The organism is Rhizobiales bacterium NRL2 (assembly GCA_001664005.1).
Lineage (GTDB): Bacteria > Pseudomonadota > Alphaproteobacteria > Minwuiales > Minwuiaceae > Minwuia.
In genome coordinates this window covers 3,655,079-3,675,320 of record CP016093.1, presented here as the reverse complement: position 1 = coordinate 3,675,320, position 20,242 = coordinate 3,655,079, and the positions used below count along the sequence as shown (strand labels likewise).

The 20,242-nt window shown below is 67.8% G+C and carries 21 protein-coding genes; 13 read left to right on the top strand and 8 right to left on the bottom strand.

What is annotated here, in order from left to right:
- Positions 1-318: 318 nt before the first annotated feature.
- From TEF_17125 to TEF_17115, 3 genes are all read left to right on the top strand, one after another.
- Entirely contained in the window at positions 319-1,074 is a 756-nt protein-coding gene (locus TEF_17125; protein ANK82324.1) for a hypothetical protein, read from the top strand.
- An 86-nt stretch (positions 1,075-1,160) separates the two neighbouring features.
- The gene (locus TEF_17120) at positions 1,161-2,615 is read left to right on the top strand and encodes a hypothetical protein (protein ANK82323.1); all 1,455 of its coding nucleotides are present in this window, start codon (positions 1,161-1,163) and stop codon (positions 2,613-2,615) included.
- Positions 2,612-2,938, top strand: a complete 327-nt coding sequence (locus TEF_17115) for a hypothetical protein (GenBank protein ANK82322.1) — start codon at positions 2,612-2,614, stop codon at positions 2,936-2,938. Before TEF_17120 ends, TEF_17115 begins: the two co-directional genes overlap by 4 nt.
- Positions 2,939-2,950: 12 nt before the next feature.
- Here TEF_17115 and TEF_17110 read toward each other — a convergent pair whose 3' ends face one another.
- Positions 2,951-3,559 (bottom strand): hypothetical protein, encoded by a 609-nt coding sequence (locus TEF_17110; protein ANK82321.1) that lies wholly within the window; start codon positions 3,557-3,559, stop codon positions 2,951-2,953.
- A gap of 139 nt (positions 3,560-3,698) precedes the next feature.
- The gene (locus TEF_17105) at positions 3,699-5,318 is read right to left on the bottom strand and encodes a gamma-glutamyltransferase (protein ANK82320.1); all 1,620 of its coding nucleotides are present in this window, start codon (positions 5,316-5,318) and stop codon (positions 3,699-3,701) included.
- 136 nt (positions 5,319-5,454) lie between these two features.
- Between TEF_17105 and TEF_17100 the strand changes: the two genes are divergently transcribed.
- The 6 genes from TEF_17100 (at position 5,455) to TEF_17075 (ending at position 10,567) form a co-directional block, all read left to right on the top strand.
- Positions 5,455-5,952, top strand: coding sequence for a hypothetical protein (locus TEF_17100; GenBank protein ANK82319.1), 498 nt, complete (start codon positions 5,455-5,457; stop codon positions 5,950-5,952).
- Positions 5,937-6,467 (top strand): hypothetical protein, encoded by a 531-nt coding sequence (locus tag TEF_17095; GenBank protein ID ANK82318.1) that lies wholly within the window; start codon positions 5,937-5,939, stop codon positions 6,465-6,467. Before TEF_17100 ends, TEF_17095 begins: the two co-directional genes overlap by 16 nt.
- A 130-nt stretch (positions 6,468-6,597) precedes the next feature.
- Positions 6,598-8,022, top strand: a complete 1,425-nt coding sequence (locus TEF_17090) for a hypothetical protein (protein ANK82317.1) — start codon at positions 6,598-6,600, stop codon at positions 8,020-8,022.
- A gap of 1 nt (position 8,023) precedes the next feature.
- The gene (locus TEF_17085; protein ANK82316.1) at positions 8,024-9,013 is read left to right on the top strand and encodes a hypothetical protein; all 990 of its coding nucleotides are present in this window, start codon (positions 8,024-8,026) and stop codon (positions 9,011-9,013) included.
- Between the two features lie 61 nt (positions 9,014-9,074).
- Positions 9,075-9,815, top strand: a complete 741-nt coding sequence (locus tag TEF_17080) for a peptidase (protein ANK83566.1) — start codon at positions 9,075-9,077, stop codon at positions 9,813-9,815.
- Positions 9,816-9,820: 5 nt separating this feature from the next.
- Positions 9,821-10,567, top strand: coding sequence for an adenylyltransferase (locus tag TEF_17075; GenBank protein ANK82315.1), 747 nt, complete (start codon positions 9,821-9,823; stop codon positions 10,565-10,567).
- 94 nt (positions 10,568-10,661) lie between these two features.
- On the opposite strand, the gene TEF_17070 is transcribed toward TEF_17075, so the two are convergent.
- A complete protein-coding gene (locus TEF_17070) occupies positions 10,662-11,849 on the bottom strand; it encodes a hypothetical protein (protein ID ANK82314.1) in 1,188 nt (395 codons plus the stop codon).
- A gap of 136 nt (positions 11,850-11,985) precedes the next feature.
- Here TEF_17070 and TEF_17065 point away from each other — a divergent pair, with 136 nt between their 5' ends.
- Both TEF_17065 and TEF_17060 read left to right on the top strand, forming a co-directional pair.
- Positions 11,986-12,495: a hypothetical protein gene (locus tag TEF_17065; GenBank protein ANK82313.1), complete on the top strand. Its 510-nt coding sequence runs from the start codon at positions 11,986-11,988 to the stop codon at positions 12,493-12,495.
- Positions 12,486-13,652 carry a 23S rRNA (adenine(2503)-C(2))-methyltransferase gene (locus TEF_17060; protein ID ANK82312.1) on the top strand — a complete coding sequence of 389 codons (1,167 nt, stop codon included), beginning with the start codon at positions 12,486-12,488 and terminating at the stop codon, positions 13,650-13,652. Before TEF_17065 ends, TEF_17060 begins: the two co-directional genes overlap by 10 nt.
- A gap of 117 nt (positions 13,653-13,769) precedes the next feature.
- Here the strand turns inward: TEF_17060 and TEF_17055 are convergent, their stop codons facing one another.
- From TEF_17055 to TEF_17040, 4 genes are read right to left on the bottom strand one after another with little or no spacing between them, the layout of a single operon-like run.
- Positions 13,770-14,642, bottom strand: coding sequence for a hypothetical protein (locus TEF_17055; GenBank protein ANK82311.1), 873 nt, complete (start codon positions 14,640-14,642; stop codon positions 13,770-13,772).
- Positions 14,635-15,372, bottom strand: coding sequence for an oxidoreductase (locus tag TEF_17050; protein ID ANK82310.1), 738 nt, complete (start codon positions 15,370-15,372; stop codon positions 14,635-14,637). The genes TEF_17055 and TEF_17050 overlap by 8 nt, the downstream gene beginning before the upstream one ends.
- Positions 15,373-15,387: 15 nt before the next feature.
- Entirely contained in the window at positions 15,388-16,365 is a 978-nt protein-coding gene (locus tag TEF_17045; GenBank protein ANK82309.1) for a hypothetical protein, read from the bottom strand.
- Complete coding sequence (locus tag TEF_17040) at positions 16,365-16,949, bottom strand: pyridoxamine 5'-phosphate oxidase (GenBank protein ANK82308.1); 585 nt, start codon at positions 16,947-16,949, stop codon at positions 16,365-16,367. The genes TEF_17045 and TEF_17040 overlap by 1 nt, the downstream gene beginning before the upstream one ends.
- A gap of 182 nt (positions 16,950-17,131) precedes the next feature.
- Between TEF_17040 and TEF_17035 the strand changes: the two genes are divergently transcribed.
- Positions 17,132-17,860 (top strand): hypothetical protein, encoded by a 729-nt coding sequence (locus tag TEF_17035; GenBank protein ID ANK82307.1) that lies wholly within the window; start codon positions 17,132-17,134, stop codon positions 17,858-17,860.
- An 89-nt stretch (positions 17,861-17,949) separates the two neighbouring features.
- Entirely contained in the window at positions 17,950-18,861 is a 912-nt protein-coding gene (locus TEF_17030) for a molecular chaperone DnaJ (GenBank protein ANK82306.1), read from the top strand.
- Between the two features lie 17 nt (positions 18,862-18,878).
- On the opposite strand, the gene TEF_17025 is transcribed toward TEF_17030, so the two are convergent.
- Positions 18,879-20,147, bottom strand: coding sequence for a hypothetical protein (locus TEF_17025; protein ID ANK82305.1), 1,269 nt, complete (start codon positions 20,145-20,147; stop codon positions 18,879-18,881).
- Between the last annotated feature and the right edge of the window lie 95 nt (positions 20,148-20,242).

The window sequence follows — 20,242 nt, the reverse complement described above, 5'->3', positions numbered from 1 at the left end:
ACGAAGGACAGAACGCGCCACCGATCGGGGTCGGGGGCGTTTCAGGCCGGCGGTATTGTTCTCACGCCCGAGTGCCGCCGGCCTGACCTTACAAAGAGCCGCTGGGTGGGACACCAACGGCCGGGCCATTGCCTTGAGACCCACCCTGCGGTCGGGGGATCACGAAATCGGTTCCGCGTGATCCCCCGATTGCCTTCCGGCCCTCGTCCCGGATCCCTGCCGGGGCGGGGGCCTTTCTTTTCCGGCGGGCGCATTGAACGCCGCGGCCCGTGAGCGCATATCCCTGCCTGTCAGCAACGGCAGCACGGGAATTCCGCCATGTACGCCATCCTCGACGCCCCCGACGACGTTCTCGCCATCGAGCTTTCGGGCACGGTCACGCGGGAGGACATCCAGTCCATCGAAAGCGCCTGCCGCGCCAGGCTGGAGCGGCACGAGACCCTCGGCCTGTTCGTGGACCTGACCGGCCTGTCCGACGTTACCGGCGACGCCATCGCCGAGGACATCCGCTTCGAGATGGAGATGTTGTCGATGTGGGAGCGTTTCCCCCATGTTGCCGCCGTCTCCGACAAGAAGTTCGTCAGCGCGATCGTACGTTTCCTCAACCGTTCGGTCGCCGCGGTCGAGTTCCGCGCCTACGATCCGGCCTCGCGCGACGCCGCGATGGCCTTCGCTTCCGATGTCCCGGCGGCGCCGGCGCAACCCCGGAAGGCGGTCCGGCGGATCGAGCCGCGCGAGGAAGGCGTGCTGGCCTTCGAGATCAATGGCCGCGTCACGCCGGGCGATATCGACACGATCGTCGGGCCGCTGCGCGAAGCGACCGCCAGCGGCCGGCGTATCGACCTGTTCGTCCGCCTGCAGGACTACGAGGGCTTCGACCCGGCGATGCTGGTCTCGGGCTCGCTGTTCTCGGCGAAGATCGGCGCGATCCGGCACGTGCGCAGATACGCCCTGGTCGGGGCCAGCGACTGGATGAAGCGCGCCGTGGAGGCCGCCGAACACGTCCTGCCCATGGAAATCCGTTCCTTCGACCGCGACGACGAGGATCAGGCCTGGGCCTGGCTGCGCTCCTGATTTCGGGGTTCGGCGCATCGGAACTGGTCGGAATGCTTCGCATTCTGCAATGATGCGTGCCGAAACCGGCAGCGCGGGAGGGAACGATGACCGGCATGGCCTGGAAGACGGCGCGGGAACTGAGCGGGGCCATCGCCCGCGGCGAGGTCGGCGCGCTGGAACTGCTCGATCACTACATCGGCCGCGTCGAGCGTCACGACAACGCCATCAACGCCGTCGTGGTCCGTGACTTCGATCGCGCCCGCGACCGGGCCCGGGACGCCGACGCGGCCCGCGCCAGGGGCGAGAACTGGGGCGCGCTGCACGGCCTGCCGATGACGGTGAAGGAGAGCTTCGACATCGAGGGGCTGCCGACCTGCTGGGGCGTCGAGGCGTTCCGCGACAACCGCGCGAAGGCCGACAGCGTGGTCGTGAAGCGCCTGAAGGACGCCGGCGCGGTGATCTTCGGCAAGACCAACATCCCCGTCATGCTCGCCGATTTCCAGAGCTACAACCCGGTCTACGGCACCACCCACAACCCCTGGCGGGCCGGCCATACGCCCGGCGGCTCCTCGGGCGGCGGCGCGGCGGCGCTGGCGGCCGGCTTCTCGGCGCTGGAATACGGCTCCGACATCGGCGGTTCGATCCGCAACCCCGCGCATTACAGCGGCGTCTTCGGCCACAAGCCGACGTGGGGAATCGTGCCCATGCGCGGGCATTCCCTCGCCGGGGCGCTGACGCCGACCGATATCTCCGTCGTCGGGCCGCTGGCGCGGTCGGCGGCCGATCTGGAACTGGCGCTGGACCTGACGGCGGGCGCGGACCGGCCGCATGCGCCGGGCTGGAAGCTCGACCTGCCGCAGCCGGGCTACCACGGCGCGAAGGGACTGAAGGTGGCGCTCTGGTCCGACGATCCGATGGCGCCGGTCGACAACCGCGTGAAGGCGCGGATCGAGGCGGCGGCGAAGGCGCTGGCCGATGCGGGCGCCGAAGTGGACGACAAGGCCCGGCCCGATTTCGAGCCGAGGGAGTGCCACGAGACCTATATGCAGCTTCTCCACGCCGCTCTGGCGGCGCGGCAGCCCGAGGACGTGTTCACGGAGAACCTGAGGCAGCTCGATGCCCTGCCCGACGACGACGCCAGCGGGCGCGCCATGCTGCTGCGCGCCCAGACCATGCGTCACCGCGACTGGGCGCGGCTTAACGAGGCGCGGACGCGGATGCGCTGGGCCTGGGCGGCGTTCTTCGACCGCTATGACGTGCTGCTCTGCCCCGTTGCCTCGGTGCCGGCCTTCCCGCACGACGAATCCGAGGATCTCAACGCCCGCCAGCTCACGGTGAATGGCCGGTCGGTACCCTATTTCCAGCAGCTCTTCTGGGCCGGCTTCACCGGCGTCAGCTACCTGCCGGCGACGGTCTATCCGGCCGGGCCCTCGGAGGATGGTTTGCCCGTCGGCGTGCAGATCGTCGGACCGGAGATGGGCGACCGCCGCACGCTCGCGGTCGCGGCCATGCTGGAGCAGATCATGAGCGGCTTCCGGGCGCCCGAAGGTCTGGCATGAAGGCGGAAGCTGTCGACGTCTGGATCAACTGCCCCGACAAGGCCGCGGCGGACAGGGTCGCCGATGCCGTGATCGAGAGGCGTCTGGCCGCCTGCGCCAATGTCATGGCGCCGATCGAGAGTGCGTATCACTGGAAGGGCAAGGTGGAGCGGGAGCCGGAGGTGCCTCTGGTGCTGAAGACCCGCGCCGCGCTGTTCGACCGGCTCGTCGCGGCGGTCAGGGAACTGCATCCCTACGAGACGCCCGCGATCATCGGCCTGCCGATCACGATGGTGAACGACGACTACCTGCAATGGATCGTCGAGGAGACGAACGGCGCCTGAGCCGCACGGCGGTCAGCGGCAGCCGCGGTTGTTGATCTCGCGGACCCGCTGATTGAGTTCCATCGACTGCGGGTTGAGGATGCGCAGCGCATTGTAGACTGCGACGAGGTTCCGGCAGTCCGCCGAGAGCTGGACATCCGCGGACGCCGACTTGGTCATCAGCAGGCGGAGCTGGCGGTATTCGCCGCTCTCGCGCCCGGCCGCGCTGCCGGACATGTCGACATATTTCCGGTGGTCCTCGGCCAGGATGCCGGCGCTGACGATGGCCAGCGCCAGTTCGAGGGCGGAGGCGTACCGGGCGCTGCGGTTCATCAGCATGGGTGCCGGCCACCTGTTCATGGGCTCGGGGTAGTAGACGCCGGTGAAGTGCGCGGTCTCGTCGTCGATGTCGCGGTATTTCGAAGGCGGGTTGTAGATGATCCTGCGGATCAGTCCGCTGCGGTTCCACTCCGCCCGGGGCAGGGAGCGGACCATGTCGACCGCCATCCCGGCGACGCGGAAGAAATCCTCGCTGTCACGGTCGGCATAGGTGGTGCCGACCAGGTCGACGCCCCTGTGGGTGCGGACTTCGCCTTCCGGCGGCAGCCCGCCGGCTTTCGCCAGCAGCGGGGCCAGACACATCAGTACCAGAACCAGGATCCTCATCTACACCTCCTGCGCTACGACCGGGACGCCATACTGACACGCAGATGGGTGCGGATTTCCGCGGAGGAAGGCCGGTCACAGGAAGATCACCGCCGGCTGCGTCGGTGGGCCGCGCCTATTCGACACCGATAGCGACGCCGTCATGGCCGGGATCGGCCCCGCCATCGAGCCGGCCGTCCTCGGTCAGCCGGATGCCGTGCACGGCGCCGATGTCGAAGTTGAGCGGGTTGCGAACCACCTCGTAGCCCAGTTCTATCAGTTCCCGCTGGACGTAGCGGGGGATGCGGTTGGTGATATCGATGATGTCGGAGGTGGCGGAGAAACGCGGGGCCGAGACGGCCTCGGTCATGGTCATGCCGTGGTCTATGACGTTCAGCGTCGCCTGCATCACTCCCATGGCGATCTGGGTGCCGCCGGGTGCGCCGATGGCCAGCCGCAGATCGCCGTCGCAAAAGCCGAGCGTCGGGCAGACCGAACTGAAACGCGACTTGCCGGGCGCGATCGAGCCGGCGCGGCCGGGCCTCGGGTCGAAGACCGCCATGCAGCCGTTGTACATGAAGCCGAGACCGTCGGTGATGACGCCCGACGGCATGCCCAGCGAATGGGTCATGGTCACAGCGTTGCCGTCGGCGTCGATCACGGCGACGTGGGTGGTCTGCTTCGATTCCTCCATGCCGATGCGCTCGACATGGTGCATTTTGCCCGCCTTGATGCGGCGCGCGGCCGCCTCGGCGTGCAGGTCGGAGGTCAGCCGCTCGACCGGCACGTCGTAGAAGGCCGGATCGCCGACGTGATTGTCCTTGTCGGAGGTCGCGACCTTCATCGCCTCGGCGACGACGCGAATGTACTCGACCGTGTTGTGGCCGATTTCCGCGAGGTCGAAGTGACCGAGGATGTTCATCATCTCGTTGAGCATGATGCCGCCGCCCGGCGGATGATTGGTGGCGAGTTCCCAGCCGCGATAGGCGAAGCGCAGCGGATCGAGCCGCGTCGTGCGGTAATCCTTCAGGTCGTCAAAGGACAGCAGGCCGCCATTGGCGCGGAAATCCTCGGCGATGCGTTCGGCGATCTCGCCCTCGTAGAACACTTCCGGCCCCTTCTCGGCGATCAGCTTCAGCGTCTTCGCCAGGTCGGGGTTGGCGACGTGGTCGCCGATCCGCTTGATCGAGCCGTCGGCGCGGAAATAGGCCTCACGCCCGGTTTTCGAGAAGGCGAGCCGGTCGGTGACGTCGGCGCGGCCGAAGCTGGCCCCCGAATGCCACCAGAAGTCCACATGCGGGCGGACGATGAAGCCCTGTTCCGCCTGGGCCACGGCGGGTGCGCAGATGTCGGCCCAGTCCCAGGTGCCGAACTCGCTCGTCGCCTCGTGATAGGCCTTCAGGCTGCCCGGCGTGGTCACCGCCTGATAACCGAGGTCGTTGACCTTGTCCTTCAGCACGAAGCCGAAGCCGTCGCGCGTCTCGCCCTCGATGATGTCGGTCCACATGTCGGGCCGGGCCGCCTTCGGCGTCTTGCCGTGGAAGTCGATGAAAGTGTGGACGCCGCGCCGGGGCATGTAGATCTGACAGGAGCCGAAGCCGGCGATGCCGCACATCTGCGGGTCGACCACGCCCTGCACCAAGGCCGCCGCCATGGCCGCGTCGACGGCGTTGCCGCCGCGCATCAGCACTTCGGCGCCGGCTTCAGAGGCCTCTGGCTGCGCCGTCACGATCATGGCCCTGTTTCTGCCCGCCATGGAAACCTCCCCTTGCGCCGTACGGATTCGCAGTGTGCCAAAGGTCCATGGCCGCCGGCAATCATGTGACGGCGAAACTTGCGGCCGCCGCCGGGATCGGCAACCATCGCGATCATCCCCGGGCATAGGAGCGTCCGTGCCGTCGATCTTCGTCGCCGTCGCCGTCCTCGGCATTCTGATCATCCTCGTCGCGGTGCTGCCCCGGCTGGAGGTGCGGCTGCCGCGGCGCTATCGCGACATCATCTATGTCCGGTTGCGTCAGGCCGGCGCACGGGTGGAGATCTTCCGTGGCAGCCCGGTAAGCCGTGTCTTCGAGGCCGGGCGAACCTGGACGGACGACGAACAGGCGGCCTTCAATTCCTATGGCGTGCCCGTGGACCTGCCGGCGGCGGCCCGCCTGCTCCGCGGCCTGATACGGCCGGGCCGGCCCAGACGGTTCTTCAGTCCGATCCTTGTGCTGCACCCTCTGGACAAGGCCCTGGCCGGCCTGGACGATGGCGACCGCCGCGCCCTGACGCGACTGGGGGAGGAACTGGGCGGGGAGGTCCTGATCGGGGAACTGCCGACGGTCTTCCCCGACCGGGCTTTCCAGGAACTCCGGCTGCACGGCATGGCGCCATGGAACGCGAACTGACGCCGCCGGCCGCAGGCGACGTGCGGGTACGCGACACCCGCGATGACGACATGGCCGCGATCACCGCCATCTACGCCCACTGGGTCGAGACGGGTACGGCGTCGTTCGAACTGGAGGCGCCCTCGCAGGCCGAGATGCGCCGGCGCTTCGCCGGCTATCGGGAGGGGGGATTTCCCTATCTGACGGCGGAGCGGCAGGGCGAGGTCATCGGCTACGCCTATGCGGGCGCCTACCGGCCACGGCCGGCCTATCGCTTCACGGCCGAGGATTCCATCTACCTCCATCCGGGCGCGACCGGCCACGGCGCCGGACGGTTGCTGCTCGCGGCCCTGCTGGACCGGCTGCGCGCCGACGGCTTCCGCAGCGTGATCGCGGTCATCGGCGACCCCGGGGTCAATCGCGCTTCCGTGGCGCTGCACAGCGCGGCCGGTTTCGCGCCGTTCGGCGTCGCCCGGCGCATCGGCTTCAAGTTCGAGCGCTGGCTGAATGTCGCCTACATGCAGCTCGAGTTCTGACACTGCCCAAAATTGCGCCACGACAAGCGCGGCGGCGCATGGAATCATGGTCCCGAAGTTCGCGTGCGACGTTGTTGCCCGTTGAAGGGCGGCGGCCGGCAGCCACGTCCTTTGAGATGAAGGGGGGCCAATGACAGAAGACAGTTCCGCGACCTTCGACGAGATGTGGACGCCGGAAGGGGACGTCCGCGCGGCCTACGCCAATCTCCGCGACTGGCTGGAACGGACGCCCACCGAGCTCTTCGAACAGAAGCGGCAGGAGGCGGAGTTCCTCTTCCGCCGGCTGGGGATCACCTTCGCGGTCTATGGCGAGGGCGGGGATCCCGAGCGGCTGATACCCTATGACATCGTTCCCCGCGTCCTGACCGGCACGCAGTGGGACGAGATGGCCAGGGGCATGGAGCAGCGCGTCCGCGCCATCAACGCCTTCCTTTCCGATATCTATGGCGCCCAGGAGATCATCGCCTCGGGCGTGGTGCCCGGGGAGATCATCGAGGCCAACGACGCCTACCTGCCGCAGATGCGGGGGATCGAGCCCCCCGCCGGCGTTCACGCGCACATCGCCGGCGTCGACATGGTCTGCGTCGATGGCGAGTTCGTGGTCCTCGAGGACAATGTCCGCACGCCGTCGGGCGTGTCCTACATGCTGGGCAATCGGGAAGCCGAGATGCGCCTGTTCCCGGAGCTGTTCATGCGCCACCGCGTCCGGCCCGTGGACCACTATCCGGACGAGCTGCGACAGAGTCTGATGTCGGTCTCGCCCAATCAGACCGGTACGCCGCAGGTGGTGGTGCTGACGCCGGGCCGCTTCAACTCGGCCTATTTCGAGCACGCTTTCCTGGCCGACCGGATGGGTGTCGAACTGGTCGAGGGCGCGGATCTCTTCGTCAGCGAGAACGTCGTCTACATGCGTACGACCCGCGGCCCGAAGCGGGTCGACGTCATCTATCGCCGCATCGACGACGCCTTCCTGGACCCGGACGCCTTCAATCCCGAATCCATGCTGGGCGTGCGCGGCCTGGTCGAGGCCTATCGCGCCGGCAACGTCGCGATCGCCAATGGCATCGGCAACGGCGTCGCCGACGACAAGGCGATCTACGTCTACGTGCCGGAGATGGTGCGGTTCTACCTCGGCGAGGAGCCGACGCTGAAGAACGTGCCGACCTATATGGGCCGCCGGGCGGACGACCTGAAATACATCCGCGAAAACCTGGGCGAACTGGTGGTGAAGGAGGTCCACGGCTCCGGCGGCTACGGCATGCTGGTGGGGCCGAAGTCGACGAAGGCCGAGCAGGAAACCTACCTGAAACGCATCGAAGCGGATCCGGACGGCTTCATCGCCCAGCCGACGCTGGCGCTGTCGACCTGCCCCACCTTCGTCGAGGAAGGCGTGGCGCCGCGGCATGTCGACCTCCGGCCGTTCGTGCTGACGGGAGCGGACGAGGTCCGCATCGTGCCGGGCGGGTTGACGCGCGTGGCCATGAAGAAGGGCTCGCTGGTGGTCAATTCCAGCCAGGGCGGCGGCACGAAGGACACCTGGGTGCTGGAGGACTGAGATGCTGAGCCGTACCGCAGACGACGTCTACTGGGCCTCCCGCTATGTCGAGCGCGCCGAGAACCTTGCCCGCCTGATGGAAGTGGCCGTGCGCATGTCGCTGATGCCGATGAAGGCGGAGGACGGCGGGGAGTGGCTTTCGGTCCTGATCGCTTCGGGCACCGAGCCGCTCTACCTCGAGAAATACAAGTCCGTCACCGAGGCCGACGCCATCCATTTCATCGCCTTCGACGGTGACAATCCCTCCAGCATCTACAACTGCCTGAAGAACGCGCGCGAAAGCATGCGCGCCCAGCGGCATACCATCACGCGGGAACTGTGGGAGGCGGTCAACGACACCTGGCACGGCATCCGGGACATGGATGTCGAGGCCATGGAGCGCCGCGGCCGTTCGGAGTTCTTCGACTGGGTGAAGCAGCGCTCCCATCTGGTGCGCGGCGCCATCGCCGGCACCATGATCCGCGACGACCTCTACAACTTCCTGCGCATCGGCACCTTCGTCGAACGCGCCGATTCCACTGCGCGGATCCTGGATGTGAAGTACCACCTGATCCTGCCGGAGGGCGTGCCGCTCGGCGGCGCCGCCGACTACTATCAGTGGACGGCGCTGCTCCAGTCGGTTTCGGCGCATGTCAACTACCGGCGGCTGTTCGGCGAAGCGGTCCGGTCCATCCGCGTGGCGGAATTGCTGATTCTCAGGGACGAGATGCCGCGGTCGATCCGGAGCTGCTATGACGAGATCATGCGGAACCTGGAGGATCTGTCGGGCGACTACGGCCGCTCGCTGCCCAGCCTGAGAATGGCCGGCCGCGTCCACGCGCAGATCAAGTACGGCACCATCGACGAGATCTTCAACCTGATCGGCCTGCACGAGTTCCTGACCAGTGTCGTCGACCGCAACATCGAGATCGGCGCGCAGATACAGCGGGACTTCCTGCTGGTGCCGGAGGAGCAGGGCGAGACCCAGAGCCAGTCACAATCCGTGGCGTAATCCGCCGGATTGCGTTAATCAGGCGGCCTGTTTCCTGTTCATGCTCGGAGGATGCGCCGCAGTGACCTATTGCGTCGGGACGTTGACGGCCGAAGGGCTGGTGATGCTGGCCGACACCCGCACCAATGCCGGGATCGACCACATTTCCACCTTCCGGAAGCTCAAGATCTGGAAGCGTCCGGGCGAGCGGCTGGTGGCGCTGATGTCGGCGGGCAATCTCGCCGTCACCCAGGCCGTGGTCGGACTGCTGGAAGAGCGGATGGAGGACAACTCGGTCGATCCCGGGGAGACCATTCTCGGCGCCCCCAGCATGTTCGCCGTCGCCCGTCTGGTCGGCGCGGCGATCCGCGACGTCCGCGAGGTCGACGGCCCGTCGCTGGAACAGGGCGCGCACGGCTTCAACGCCACGTTCCTGCTGGGCGGCCAGATCGCCGGGCGCAAGCTCAGGCTCTACCAGATCTACGCCGAGGGCAATTTCATCGAGGCGACGGAGGACACGCCCTTCTTCCAGATCGGCGAGACCAAGTACGGCAAGCCGATCCTCGATCGGGTGATGACCTTCGGAGTGCCGGTGAAGGAGGCGGCGAAGGTCTGCCTGATTTCCATGGATTCGACGCTGCGCTCCAACATGTCCGTGGGCCTGCCGCTGGACCTCATGGTCTATCGCCGCGACCATCCGGGCGAGCATATCGAGCGCCGCATCGCCGAGGGCGATCCGTATTTCGAGGATATCCGGCACCGCTGGTCGGAGGCCCTGCGCAGCGCCTATCGCGGTATCGCCGACGTGCCCCTGGACGGCTGAGCGCCATGGATGACGCCCAGATCGAGCGTTACGCCCGTCACATCGTCCTGAAGGAGGTCGGCGGCGCCGGCCAGCAGAAGCTGCTCCGCGCGAAGGTGCTGGCGATCGGCGCCGGCGGACTGGGCTCGCCGCTGATCATGTATCTCGCCGCCGCGGGCGTGGGCACCATCGGCGTCGTCGACGACGACACGGTCGCCCTGTCGAACCTGCAACGCCAGGTCCTGCACGGCGGCGACGATCTCGGCCTCGCCAAGACCGAGAGCGCCGTCCGCGCGGTGCGCCGCATCAACCCCGACGTCCGCATCGTCGAACACCGCACCCGCATCGAGGGCGCCAACGCCGGCGACCTGGTCGAGGGCTACGACATCGTCTGCGACGGCTCGGACAATTTCGCCACCCGCTTCGCCGTACATGACGCCTGTTTCGCCGCGCGCCGGCCGCTGGTTTCGGCGGCGGTGCTGCGGTTCGACGGCCAGATCGCCACCTGGCGCGGCTGGGAGCCGGAGAATCCCTGCTACCGCTGCCTCTACCGCGACATCCCCCCGGAGGAACAGACCTGCGCCCGCGACGGCGTGCTGGGCGCCATCGTCGGCGTGATGGGCAGCCTGCAGGCGACCGAGACGATCAAGGAACTGCTGGATCTGGGCGAGGGACTGACCGGCCGGCTGCTGATCTATGACGGCCTGTCCGCCAGCTTCCGCCGCATCAAGGTGAAACCCGATCCCGAATGCCCGCTCTGCGGCGGCGGGTGAATGTTGCTGGCGTCCTCGGGCCTGACCCGAGGACCTGAGTTGTGGATGCGCCGTTGCACAGGCCCTCGGATCAAGTCCGAGGGCAACAAATCGGCTACGCCACCGGCTTGCGGGCGAAGACCGCCGCCGCGCCGATCAGCGAGGCCAGCGCCAGTCCGCCATAGGCGAAGGCGTAGCCCTGGCTGGCCACGGCCAGTCCGAACAGCGCCGGCCCCACCACCAGCCCGAAATAGGTGCAGAAGACCGTGGCGCCGGTCGCGGCCGCCACCTTGTCCTGGGGCACGATGCGCGCGACCTCGGCCAGGTAGACGCCGTTCCAGCCCGCGGCCGCCGCGCCGCACAGCGCGGCGATGCCAAGGATCGCCGCATGGGCCGTGTCGGGTCCGACCCCGGCGAGCAGGGTCACGCCCACCGCCGTGACCGCGCCGAAGCCCGCCAGCAGCGGGCGCGGGCGGCGCCAGCGGTCGTTCAGCCAGCCGGCGAAGATGCGCATGGCGAAGCTGGTCGCCTGCATTACCGCGAAGGCCTGGCCGGCTTCCACGAGGCTCAGCCCGGCCCGGGTGGTCAGGAAGATGACCGTGTAGGTGAACATGATCATCTGCCCTGCGCCGTAGGCGAAGGCGGTGAAGGAGATGAAGGGCAGCAGCGGATGCGCGCGCATGCCGTCCAGCGGGATGATCTCCCGCAGGCCGAGACGCACGGACTTCGGCGGCGCCAGCCGCTCCACGTCCAGCCGGCCGCGCCAGGGCTGCACCGCGAGCAGGACGGCGCCGCCGAACAGCAGCACCGCCGCGGCGGCCACGCGCCAGCCGTATGCGTCCTCCAGCGCCGGGACCATCAGGCCGACGATGGCGCCGCCGATGGGCACGCCCGACTGTTTGATGGAGAAGAACAGGCCGCGTCGCCGCGGCGGCGCGTGGCGGGCCAGCAGATGCGAGCCGCCCGGCGCATTGGGTCCGTAGCCGAGGCCGATCAGCAGCGCCCCGGCCAGCGCCAGGACATAGGTCTCCAGGTAGAGCGCCGACAGCCCGAGGATCGAGATCACCATGCCCGCCTGGGTTAGCCGGATGGCCCCGTGACGGCCGATGAAGGCGGCGGCGATGGGGGAGCCGAACATGGCGCCGAGAAAGGTGATGGCGCCGTAGAGGCCGATGCCGGCTTCGTCCAGTCCGAGGCTGACGGGCAGCGCCGGCGCCAGCACCGCCCCGGTGGTGAAGATAGCGGCTGCGACGACCTGCAGGGCCAGCGTGGCGCCGAGCGCGGATTTGGGATGAAGCTGCAAGGATGGTGGTCCGTGACGGTGTCGGGACCGTTTATCCGCGCCCGGCGGGCGGCACAATCGCCGATCGCCGCGGGCCGCCATGTGCCGGGCTTCACGCTGGCTGGAAATTGCCGCAATCGCTCTCTATGTTGCGCCCATGGGAAAGGCACTCATCATCATGATTGCCGTCGCGGCCGGCCTGCTGTCGGGCGTCGCGTCGGCCCAGAACGCGGCGCAGAAGATCGGCGACTTCCGTGACTGGTCGGCGTGGGTCTACCGCGAGGGCGATGTGCGCATCTGCTATATCACCTCGACGCCGAAATCGACGGAGCCGTCGAACGTGCGCCGCGGCGATATTCGCTTCTACGTCTCGCACCGACCCGCCGAAGGCGTGCAGGGCGAGATCAGCATGATCGTCGGCTATCCCTTCGCCGAGAACCGCGAGGCCATTGCCAGGATCGGCAGCAGCGAGTACGGCATGAGCACCGACGGCGAGCGCGCCTGGACGGTGGACCCGGAAGACGACCGGGCGATGATCCGTGACATGAAGGCCGGACGCGACATGCGCATCGACGGCTATTCCAGCCGCGGCACCCACACCGTCGATGTCTATTCGCTGCTCGGCTTCACCGCCGCCTCCAACGCCATCGACAAGGCCTGCCAGTGAACGATACCGCCATCGCGCCGGACTTCCGCGCCACGGACCGCGCCTTTCCCGCCGGCCTCGACCGGCGGCCGTCGCTGATCGGTCTGGATCGCGACGGAATCGCCCGCGCCCTGCTGGACGCCGGCGAGCGGTCCGACAAGGTGAAGATGCGGGCCAGCCAGCTTTTCCACTGGATCTACCACCGCGGCGCGCGCTCCTTCGACGAGATGACGTCGATTTCCAAGGCCTGGCGGGCGGATCTGGACGACCGCTTCGTGATCGGCCGGCCGGAGGTCACGGACTACCAGGAGTCGAGCGACGGCACGCGCAAATGGCTGATGCGCTTCGGCGACGGCCACGAGGCGGAGACGGTGCACATCCCGGAGGAAGACCGCGGCGCGCTCTGCGTTTCCAGCCAGGTCGGCTGCACCCTGACCTGCGCCTTCTGCCACACGGGCACGCAGAAGCTGGTGCGCAACCTGACCGCCGGCGAGATCATCGCCCAGCTGATGGTCGCGCGCGACACCATCGGCGAATGGCCGACGCCGAAGGACGGCAACCGCTACATCTCCAATATCGTCATGATGGGCATGGGCGAGCCGCTGCTGAACTACGAGAACGTCGCCCGCGCCCTGAAGATCGCCATGGACGGCGACGGCATCGCCATCTCGAAGCGGCGCATCACGCTCTCGACCTCGGGCGTCGTGCCGATGATCGAACGCTGCGGACGGGAGCTGGAGGTCAATCTGGCGATCTCGCTGCACGCGGTGAACGACGAACTGCGCGACGTGCTCGTGCCCATCAACCGCAAGCACCCGCTCCGGGAGCTGATGGACGCCTGCCGCACCTATCCGGCGGCGAACAATGCGCGGCGCATCACCTGGGAATACGTGATGCTGGACGGCATCAACGACAGCCCGGCCGAGGCGCGGGAACTGGTCCGCCTGATCCGGGGCATTCCGTCCAAGGTCAACCTGATCCCGTTCAATCCCTGGCCCGGCGCGCCCTATGCGTGCTCAAAGCCGGAGGCGATCCGCAAGTTCGCTGAGATCGTCAACGACGCCGGCTATTCCAGCCCGGTGCGCACCCCGCGCGGGCAGGACATCATGGCCGCCTGCGGCCAGCTCAAGACCGCCAGCGAACGAGAACGCCGCCAGAAGACCGGCGTCGCGGGCTAGGTCAAGTCGGCGCCCTTGGACCCCGGATCATGTCCGGGGCAGGCTTGATCCAAGGACCCAGCGAACCGACAGACTGGGTCCTGAGGTCAAGCCCCAGGACGCCAATAATGTTACGAGCTATTTCCGCGCCTTCAGCATCTCGTGCGCCTTGAGCGGTGCGGTGCCGAAGGCGGTGTTGAGCGTGAAGCCGTAGATCCAGTAGCCGAAGAGCCGCTGCATGACCTTCGGCAGGTCCTTCGCCTCCTCGGGCGGGGTGGTGACGATCCAGTTCTCCTGCTGACGCAGCCAGGGCCGGCAGTAGATCATGTTGACCGCGCGCCGGCGGCTGTCGCCCCGGGCTTCGCCGCCGCCGTGCCAGAGCGCCCCGTCATAGACGAAGACCGAGCCCGCCGGCACGATCGCCTGCGACGGGGGCGTCGTGGGAGGCGTATCGCCCGGATCGGTATGGGAGCCGGGGACGTACATCGTCGCCCCGTTCTCCGCCGTGAAGTCGTCCAGCGCCCAGATGCAGGAGACGACGAAGGGCGGCCGCGGCCGGGGCGCGGCGTAGTGGCCGTCGTCGCGGTGCAGCGGCTGGGCGCTCTGTCCGCCATGGAGGGTCATGCCCTGGGCTGCGCTGATCACCGGGCTCTCGCCGAAACGGCTCTCGATCAGGGCGATCATGCGCCGGTCGGCGGCCATGAAGTCGAAACCGCGGCTGAGCGAGAGCAGGCTGTAGACCCGCTTGGTCCGCTTGCCCTCGAACTCGTAGACACCCCAGCGGTTGGCCTCGTTGATGGGGTCCAGCGCCGCCCGCGCGGCCTCCAGTCCCTCCGCATCAAGCATGTCCGGCAACACGGCATAGCCATGCCTGGCCAGATGCGCCGCGGCGCCGGCCATTTCCGCGCGGTCGGCCTCGCTCGAGATCAGGCGTTCGCGGTTGATTTCCTGGGCCTGTTTGCCGAAAGGGTCGGTCTCGCCCGCATGCTTCGCCGTGCCGGCGTCAGACATGCTGTCCACCGTTGATGTGGACCTCCGCGCCGGTGACGTAGCTGGCCTGGGGCGAGCAGAGGAAATAGATCGTCGAGGCCACTTCCTCGGGCCGGCCGAGCCGGTGCAGCGGAATGTCCTCGATCATCTTCTCGGTCCCGGGCGAGAGGATCGCGGTGTCGATCTCGCCCGGCGCGATGGCGTTGACGCGGATGCCGTGCGGGCCCAGGTCGGCCGCCATTTCCCGCGTCAGGGCCGCCAGCGCAGCCTTCGAGGTGCTGTAGGCGGAACCGGCGAAGGGATGCACGCGGCTGCCGGCGATCGAGGTCACGTTGACCACCGCGCCCTTCGCCGCCTTGAGTTCGTCGAACAGACCGCGCGCCAGCCAGACCGGGGCGAAGAGGTTCACGTTGAAGACGCTGTACCAGTCCTCGGGGGCGGTGTTCATCGTGCTCAGCCGTCCGCCGTCCGGCCCCTTGGGCGAGATGCCGGCGTTGTTGATCAGGGCGTCGAGGCGGCCGTCGGGCAGTTTCGACTTCAGGCTGGCGATGCCTTCCTGGATGGTTTCCTGGCGCGAGAGGTCGAGCTGGACGTGATCCTCCTCGCCATGCTCCCAGGGGCAGTCCTCGGAGAAGGGATGACGGGAGACGGTGATGATGCGCCAGCCCGCGGCGCCGAAGCGCTTCACCGTCGCATGTCCGATCCCGCGCGAGGCGCCGGTCAGGATCAGTGTCTTGCCGCTATCAGCCATGGCCGGGAAGATAACTCACGCCCGCTCCCCTTGGGAATTGTCTTCTTCGGAGGTCTCCTCCGCGCCGCCGTCCCACTCCGCCGCCGTGACGCGGTCGTACTGATCCGCGAGATCTTCCGCGCCCGCCGGATCTAGGTGGACGATGACCTCTGCGCCCGGATGGATGCGCTCGATCTCCGCCTCCACCATGTCGGCGATGACATGCGCGCGGTAGAGCGACATGCCGCCGTCCAGCTCGACGTGGACCTGAACGAAGGCTGCCAGGCCGGACTGCCGCGTGCGCAGGTCGTGCACGGCGCTGACGTCGGGGACTGCCAGCGCCGCGGTCAGGATGCGCGCGCGCTCGTCCTCGGGCAGTTCCCGGTCCATCAACTGGTCGAAGGCGTTGCGGCTGATCTGCCACGACCCGCGCAGCAGCCACAGTGCGATCAGTACGCCGATGATCGGATCAGCGACATGCACGCCCATCATGCCCGACAGCACCAGCGCGACGATGACGCCGGCGTTCATCAGCAGGTCGCCCGAATAATGCAGCAGGTCGGCGCTGATCGCGACAGAGCCGGAGCGGCGGACGACGAAGCGCTGAAAGGCCACGAGCACGAGCGTCATCGCGATCGATACCACCATGACGATGATGCCGAGCGTAGTGGCGCGTACTGGATCGGGGTCGAGAAGGTTCGCAGCGCTCTCCCAGGCCAGGAAAACGGCGGAGCCGGAAATCAGCGCCGCCTGCGCCAGGGCGCCGAGGGATTCGGCCTTGCCGTGGCCGAAACGGTGTTCCTCGTCCGCTTCCGTCAGGCTGTAGCGGACCGCGAACAGGTTGGTCAGCGAAGCGGTCAGATCGAGCGCCGAATCCAGCAGGGACCCGAGCATGGCCGTGGAGCCGGTCATGACCAGTGCCACGGTCTTGATCACCAACAGGACAAAGGCCGTCAGCACCGACGCCAGGGTGGCGAGGCGCATCCAGCTCTCCGGTTTGCGCGCCGGCGCCATCAGGGAAACAGCACCTCGTTCCGCCAGCCGTCCCGCTCCCGGACAAAATTCAGCCGCTCGTGCAGGCGGAAGGGCCGGTCGCGCCAGAACTCGATCCGAGAAGGCACGATCCGGAAGCCCGACCAGTGCGGCGGCCGGGGCACTTCGCCGATGGCGTACCTGGCCGCGAATTTCGCCACGCGCTTCTCCAGTTCGAACCGGCCCTCCATCGGGCGGCTCTGGTCCGAGGCCCAGGCGCCGATGCGGCTGTCGCGGGGGCGGGAGGCGAAATAGGCGTCGGCTTCGGACTCGTCGACGCGCTCCACCATGCCTTCGACACGGACCTGGCGGCGCAGGCTCTTCCAGTGGAAGCAGAGCGCCGCCTTCGGGTGGGCCAGCAGTTCCTGCCCCTTCTGACTCTCGAAATTGGTGTAGAAGACGAAGCCTTCCCGATCGACGTCTTTCAGCAGCACCATCCGCAGGCTGGGCATGCCGCCGGCGCCCACAGTCGCGAGCGCCATGGCGTTCGGGTCGTTCGGCTCGCTTTCCCGCGCCTCTTCCATCCAGGATCGGAAATGGGCGATGGGGTCGGTGGGTGCGCTCATGAAGGTCTCCTTGCCGTGAAGCGCAAGCTAGGGCGTATCGTCCCGATTGCCATGCTGCCGAGTGCCACAGCTTTCGCCCGCGCCTGTCACACCCTATCTGGTATGGAAGGTTAACCGCCCGATCAACGGAGAATGAGGCCGCCGTGCGCCTTGCCGTCAGAAGCACACCGGAGGGTCAAGCCATGACCAAGTGTATAGTCTCCCTTTTCGCCATTCTTTTCGTCTGTGCGCCGCTCGCGGTCGCCGAAGCCAGTTTCCGCGACGGGCTGGAGGCCTATCGCGCCGGCGATCATCCGCGCGCCGCGGAAATCTGGGAGGAAGCCGCCAGGGCCGGTGATCCCGCGGCGCAGCGCAATCTGGGCCTGATGTATCTGAACGGCGTCGGCGTGGCGCGCGATCCGGGGACCGCCGCGGACTGGTTCCGCCGCGCCGCCGAGCAGGATTTCGCGCCGGCGGCGGCGAACCTCGCCGACCTCTATCTGAAGGGGAATGGCGTTGAGGCGGATGCCGAACGGGCCTTCCGCTACATGAAACAGGCGGCCGAGGGCGGCCTGGCGGAATCGATGCACAATCTGGGCATTCTCCATGAAAGCGGCTACGGCACGGCGCGCGACCGCGAGGCGGCGATCCGCTGGTTCCGCCGCGCCGCTGAACTCGGCTTCGGCCGCGCTGCCGCGCGGCTGACGGAGATGGGCGTCGACCGCCAGGCGCCTTCGGATGCCGAGGTTCGTGCGCCGGCCGGGGAGCGCCCGGAAAGCCGCGCCGGGGCCGACACTTCGCAGATCGAATCCGCGCCGGCGCCGGCCGGAGAGGATTCGATCGCTTCCGGGCCGCCGCCGCGCAACACCGAGCTGGTCACCGACGGTCTCGTGGATCATCTGGTGGTGCTCTTTTCACCGGACCGGCAGTGACCATATATATGGCCGGCCGGGCCCATCCGCGCTATTGATGGCGGCGTGGATGACGGCAGGGGGCCGTCGATCCGAAAAGACCGAATCAGATGATGCGAGATCCATATACGGTTCTGGGCGTCGGCAGGAACGCGTCCCAGGAAGACATCAAGAAAGCCTACCGCAAGCTGGCGAAGGACCTTCATCCTGACCGGCATCCCGGGGATTCGTCCGCCGCCGACCGCTTCAAGGAAGTGTCCGCGGCCTACAACCTGCTGGGCGACGTCGACCAGCGCGCGCGCTATGACCGGGGCGAGATCGGCCCCGACGGACAGGAGCGCATGTCACGCACCCAGTACCGCACCTACACCGGGCCGGAAGGCGGCGAAGAGGGCTTCGGCGGGTTTCATGGCGGCGGCGCGCGGGGCTTCGAGGATATCTTCGGCGACATCTTCACCAGCTTCCGCGGCGGCCGGCAGCAGGCGCGCGGCCGCGACCGCAAGTACACCCTGGACGTGAGTTTCCTGGAGGCTGCGCGCGGCGCCAACCGCAGGCTCACCCTGCCCGGCGGCAAGACGCTGGACGTGCGGATTCCCGCCGGCCTGGAAGACGGCCAGCAGATACGCCTGAAGGGGCAGGGCGACGCGCCTCCCGGCGGCGCGCCGGGCGACGCCCTGATCGAGGTTTCGGTGAAGCCGCATCCGCTCTACACGCGCCGCGGCCAGGACATCCATATCGAGCTGCCCATATCGCTGACCGAAGCGGTGCTCGGCGCGAAGATCAAGGCGCCGACGATTCACGGGGATGTCACGGTCACGGTGCCCGAGGGCTCCAATACCGGACGCACGCTCCGCCTGAAGGGCAAGGGCATCGTCAACCGGAAGTCGGGGCAGGACGGCGACCAGTATGTGCGTCTCAAGATCGTTCTGCCCGACGGCAAGGATCCCGAGTTGCAGCAGTTCGTGAAGTCCTGGTCGCGCGGCGAGGCCTTCGACGCGCGCGCCGACCTGAAGACCGACTGAAGCCGCCCCGGACTCGCTCAGTCCGCGGCCTCCCGGGGGCGCGGCGTGATGGGCGTCGGCTGGTCGCCGTCGAGAACCCGGGCCAGCGGTACGCTGAAGACCGAACGCTCCATCTGGATGGCTTCGTCGATGGGGCCTTCCAGGCCGGCGACCGGGCTGCCGGCCAGCGAGGGCTGCCGGGTCTGGATGTCCATGGCGAGCATCAGGTCGTACAGCGTCAGGTCGGCGATTTCCCTCGCCAGTATCCAGCGGTGCCGCCGCGTTTCGCGGACATAGCCGGCATCTTCCAGCCGCTCGAAGAGCTGTTCGAGCGCGGTGGGGGACATCCTGAGCCGCCGCACCAGAACGTGCGGGCGCACGTCGTCGCCATCGCGGTGGGCCTTGCGCAGGATACGCAGGGCTTCGATGGCCAGCGCCAGCCGGCCCGAGCGGGGTGCGGTCACCAGTTCGACGCCGCTCGCCGCGCGCCATTCGGGCAGGGCGGCGGTGATCCCCGCGCCGATCAGGGTGACGACCCAGGCGAGATAGATCCAGAGCAGCAGGATCGGGAGCACCGAAATGGCGCCGTAGATCGTCTGGTAGACGGGAAAGGTGGTGACATAGAGACCGAACAGCGCCTTCAGCGCCTCGAACAGCAGCGCTGCGACGCCGGCGCCGATGGCCGCGTCGCGTACCTCGACATGGCGGTTCGGCATCACCGTGTACATCACCACATAGCCGGCGAAGGCCAGAACATAGGGCACCACGCGGCCCAGAAACGAGACCGCATTGCCCAGTTCCTGCCCGCCGGTCTGGTTGGCCAGCGTGAACAGCATCGAGGACAGGGTGACGCTGACCAGGAAGAAGATCGGTCCCAGCGTCAGCAGCGCCCAGTAGGCCAGCAGCCGGCGAATCATCGAGCGCTGGCGGCGGACGAGAAACAGGCGATTGAGCGCGCTCTCGATGGTCACGAGCAGCAGCACCGAGGTCACGCCCAGTCCGACGATGCCGAAGGCGGAGAGCTGCCCGACATTGCCGCGGAAGCGCGTGATGTACTCCTGCACCGCGTCGCTGGCGTGGGGCACGAAATTGCCGAAGATGAAGGCCTCCAGCTCGGCCTCGGCCTGATTGAAGGCCGGAAATGCGGCGAATATGGCGAAACTGATCGTCATCAGCGGCACCAGCGCCAGCAATGAGGTGAAGGTCAGCGCCGAGGCCACTTCCGGCAGGCGGTTGGCGACGAAGCGCCTGGCCACGAAGACGGCGAGCGACGCCCCGAGGCGCCCCCAGCGCCGCGCCAATTGCATGGCCTTTTGCCGGTTCAACGCTTATAAATCCTCATCAATTCGCTTCGGTTGCACATGGCGCCAATGGATCACATGGTTGCGCCGAACCGGGCGTC

Bases quoted from the DNA above. Each gene is read 5' to 3' on its own strand.
- TEF_17040 (ANK82308.1), bottom strand. From the start codon at position 16,949: ATGAGCGCACCCACCGACCCCATCGCCCATTTCCGATCCTGGATGGAA.
- TEF_17050 (ANK82310.1), bottom strand. From the start codon at position 15,372: ATGGCTGATAGCGGCAAGACACTGATCCTGACCGGCGCCTCGCGCGGG.
- TEF_17095 (ANK82318.1), top strand. From the start codon at position 5,937: ATGGAACGCGAACTGACGCCGCCGGCCGCAGGCGACGTGCGGGTACGC.
- TEF_17090 (ANK82317.1), top strand. From the start codon at position 6,598: ATGACAGAAGACAGTTCCGCGACCTTCGACGAGATGTGGACGCCGGAA.
- TEF_17025 (ANK82305.1), bottom strand. From the start codon at position 20,147: ATGCAATTGGCGCGGCGCTGGGGGCGCCTCGGGGCGTCGCTCGCCGTC.
- TEF_17045 (ANK82309.1), bottom strand. From the start codon at position 16,365: ATGGCGCCGGCGCGCAAACCGGAGAGCTGGATGCGCCTCGCCACCCTG.
- TEF_17120 (ANK82323.1), top strand. From the start codon at position 1,161: ATGACCGGCATGGCCTGGAAGACGGCGCGGGAACTGAGCGGGGCCATC.
- TEF_17055 (ANK82311.1), bottom strand. From the start codon at position 14,642: ATGTCTGACGCCGGCACGGCGAAGCATGCGGGCGAGACCGACCCTTTC.
- TEF_17035 (ANK82307.1), top strand. From the start codon at position 17,132: ATGACCAAGTGTATAGTCTCCCTTTTCGCCATTCTTTTCGTCTGTGCG.
- TEF_17065 (ANK82313.1), top strand. From the start codon at position 11,986: ATGGGAAAGGCACTCATCATCATGATTGCCGTCGCGGCCGGCCTGCTG.
- TEF_17125 (ANK82324.1), top strand. From the start codon at position 319: ATGTACGCCATCCTCGACGCCCCCGACGACGTTCTCGCCATCGAGCTT.
- TEF_17105 (ANK82320.1), bottom strand. From the start codon at position 5,318: ATGGCGGGCAGAAACAGGGCCATGATCGTGACGGCGCAGCCAGAGGCC.
- TEF_17115 (ANK82322.1), top strand. From the start codon at position 2,612: ATGAAGGCGGAAGCTGTCGACGTCTGGATCAACTGCCCCGACAAGGCC.
- TEF_17110 (ANK82321.1), bottom strand. From the start codon at position 3,559: ATGTGTCTGGCCCCGCTGCTGGCGAAAGCCGGCGGGCTGCCGCCGGAA.
- TEF_17030 (ANK82306.1), top strand. From the start codon at position 17,950: ATGATGCGAGATCCATATACGGTTCTGGGCGTCGGCAGGAACGCGTCC.
- TEF_17085 (ANK82316.1), top strand. From the start codon at position 8,024: ATGCTGAGCCGTACCGCAGACGACGTCTACTGGGCCTCCCGCTATGTC.
- TEF_17075 (ANK82315.1), top strand. From the start codon at position 9,821: ATGGATGACGCCCAGATCGAGCGTTACGCCCGTCACATCGTCCTGAAG.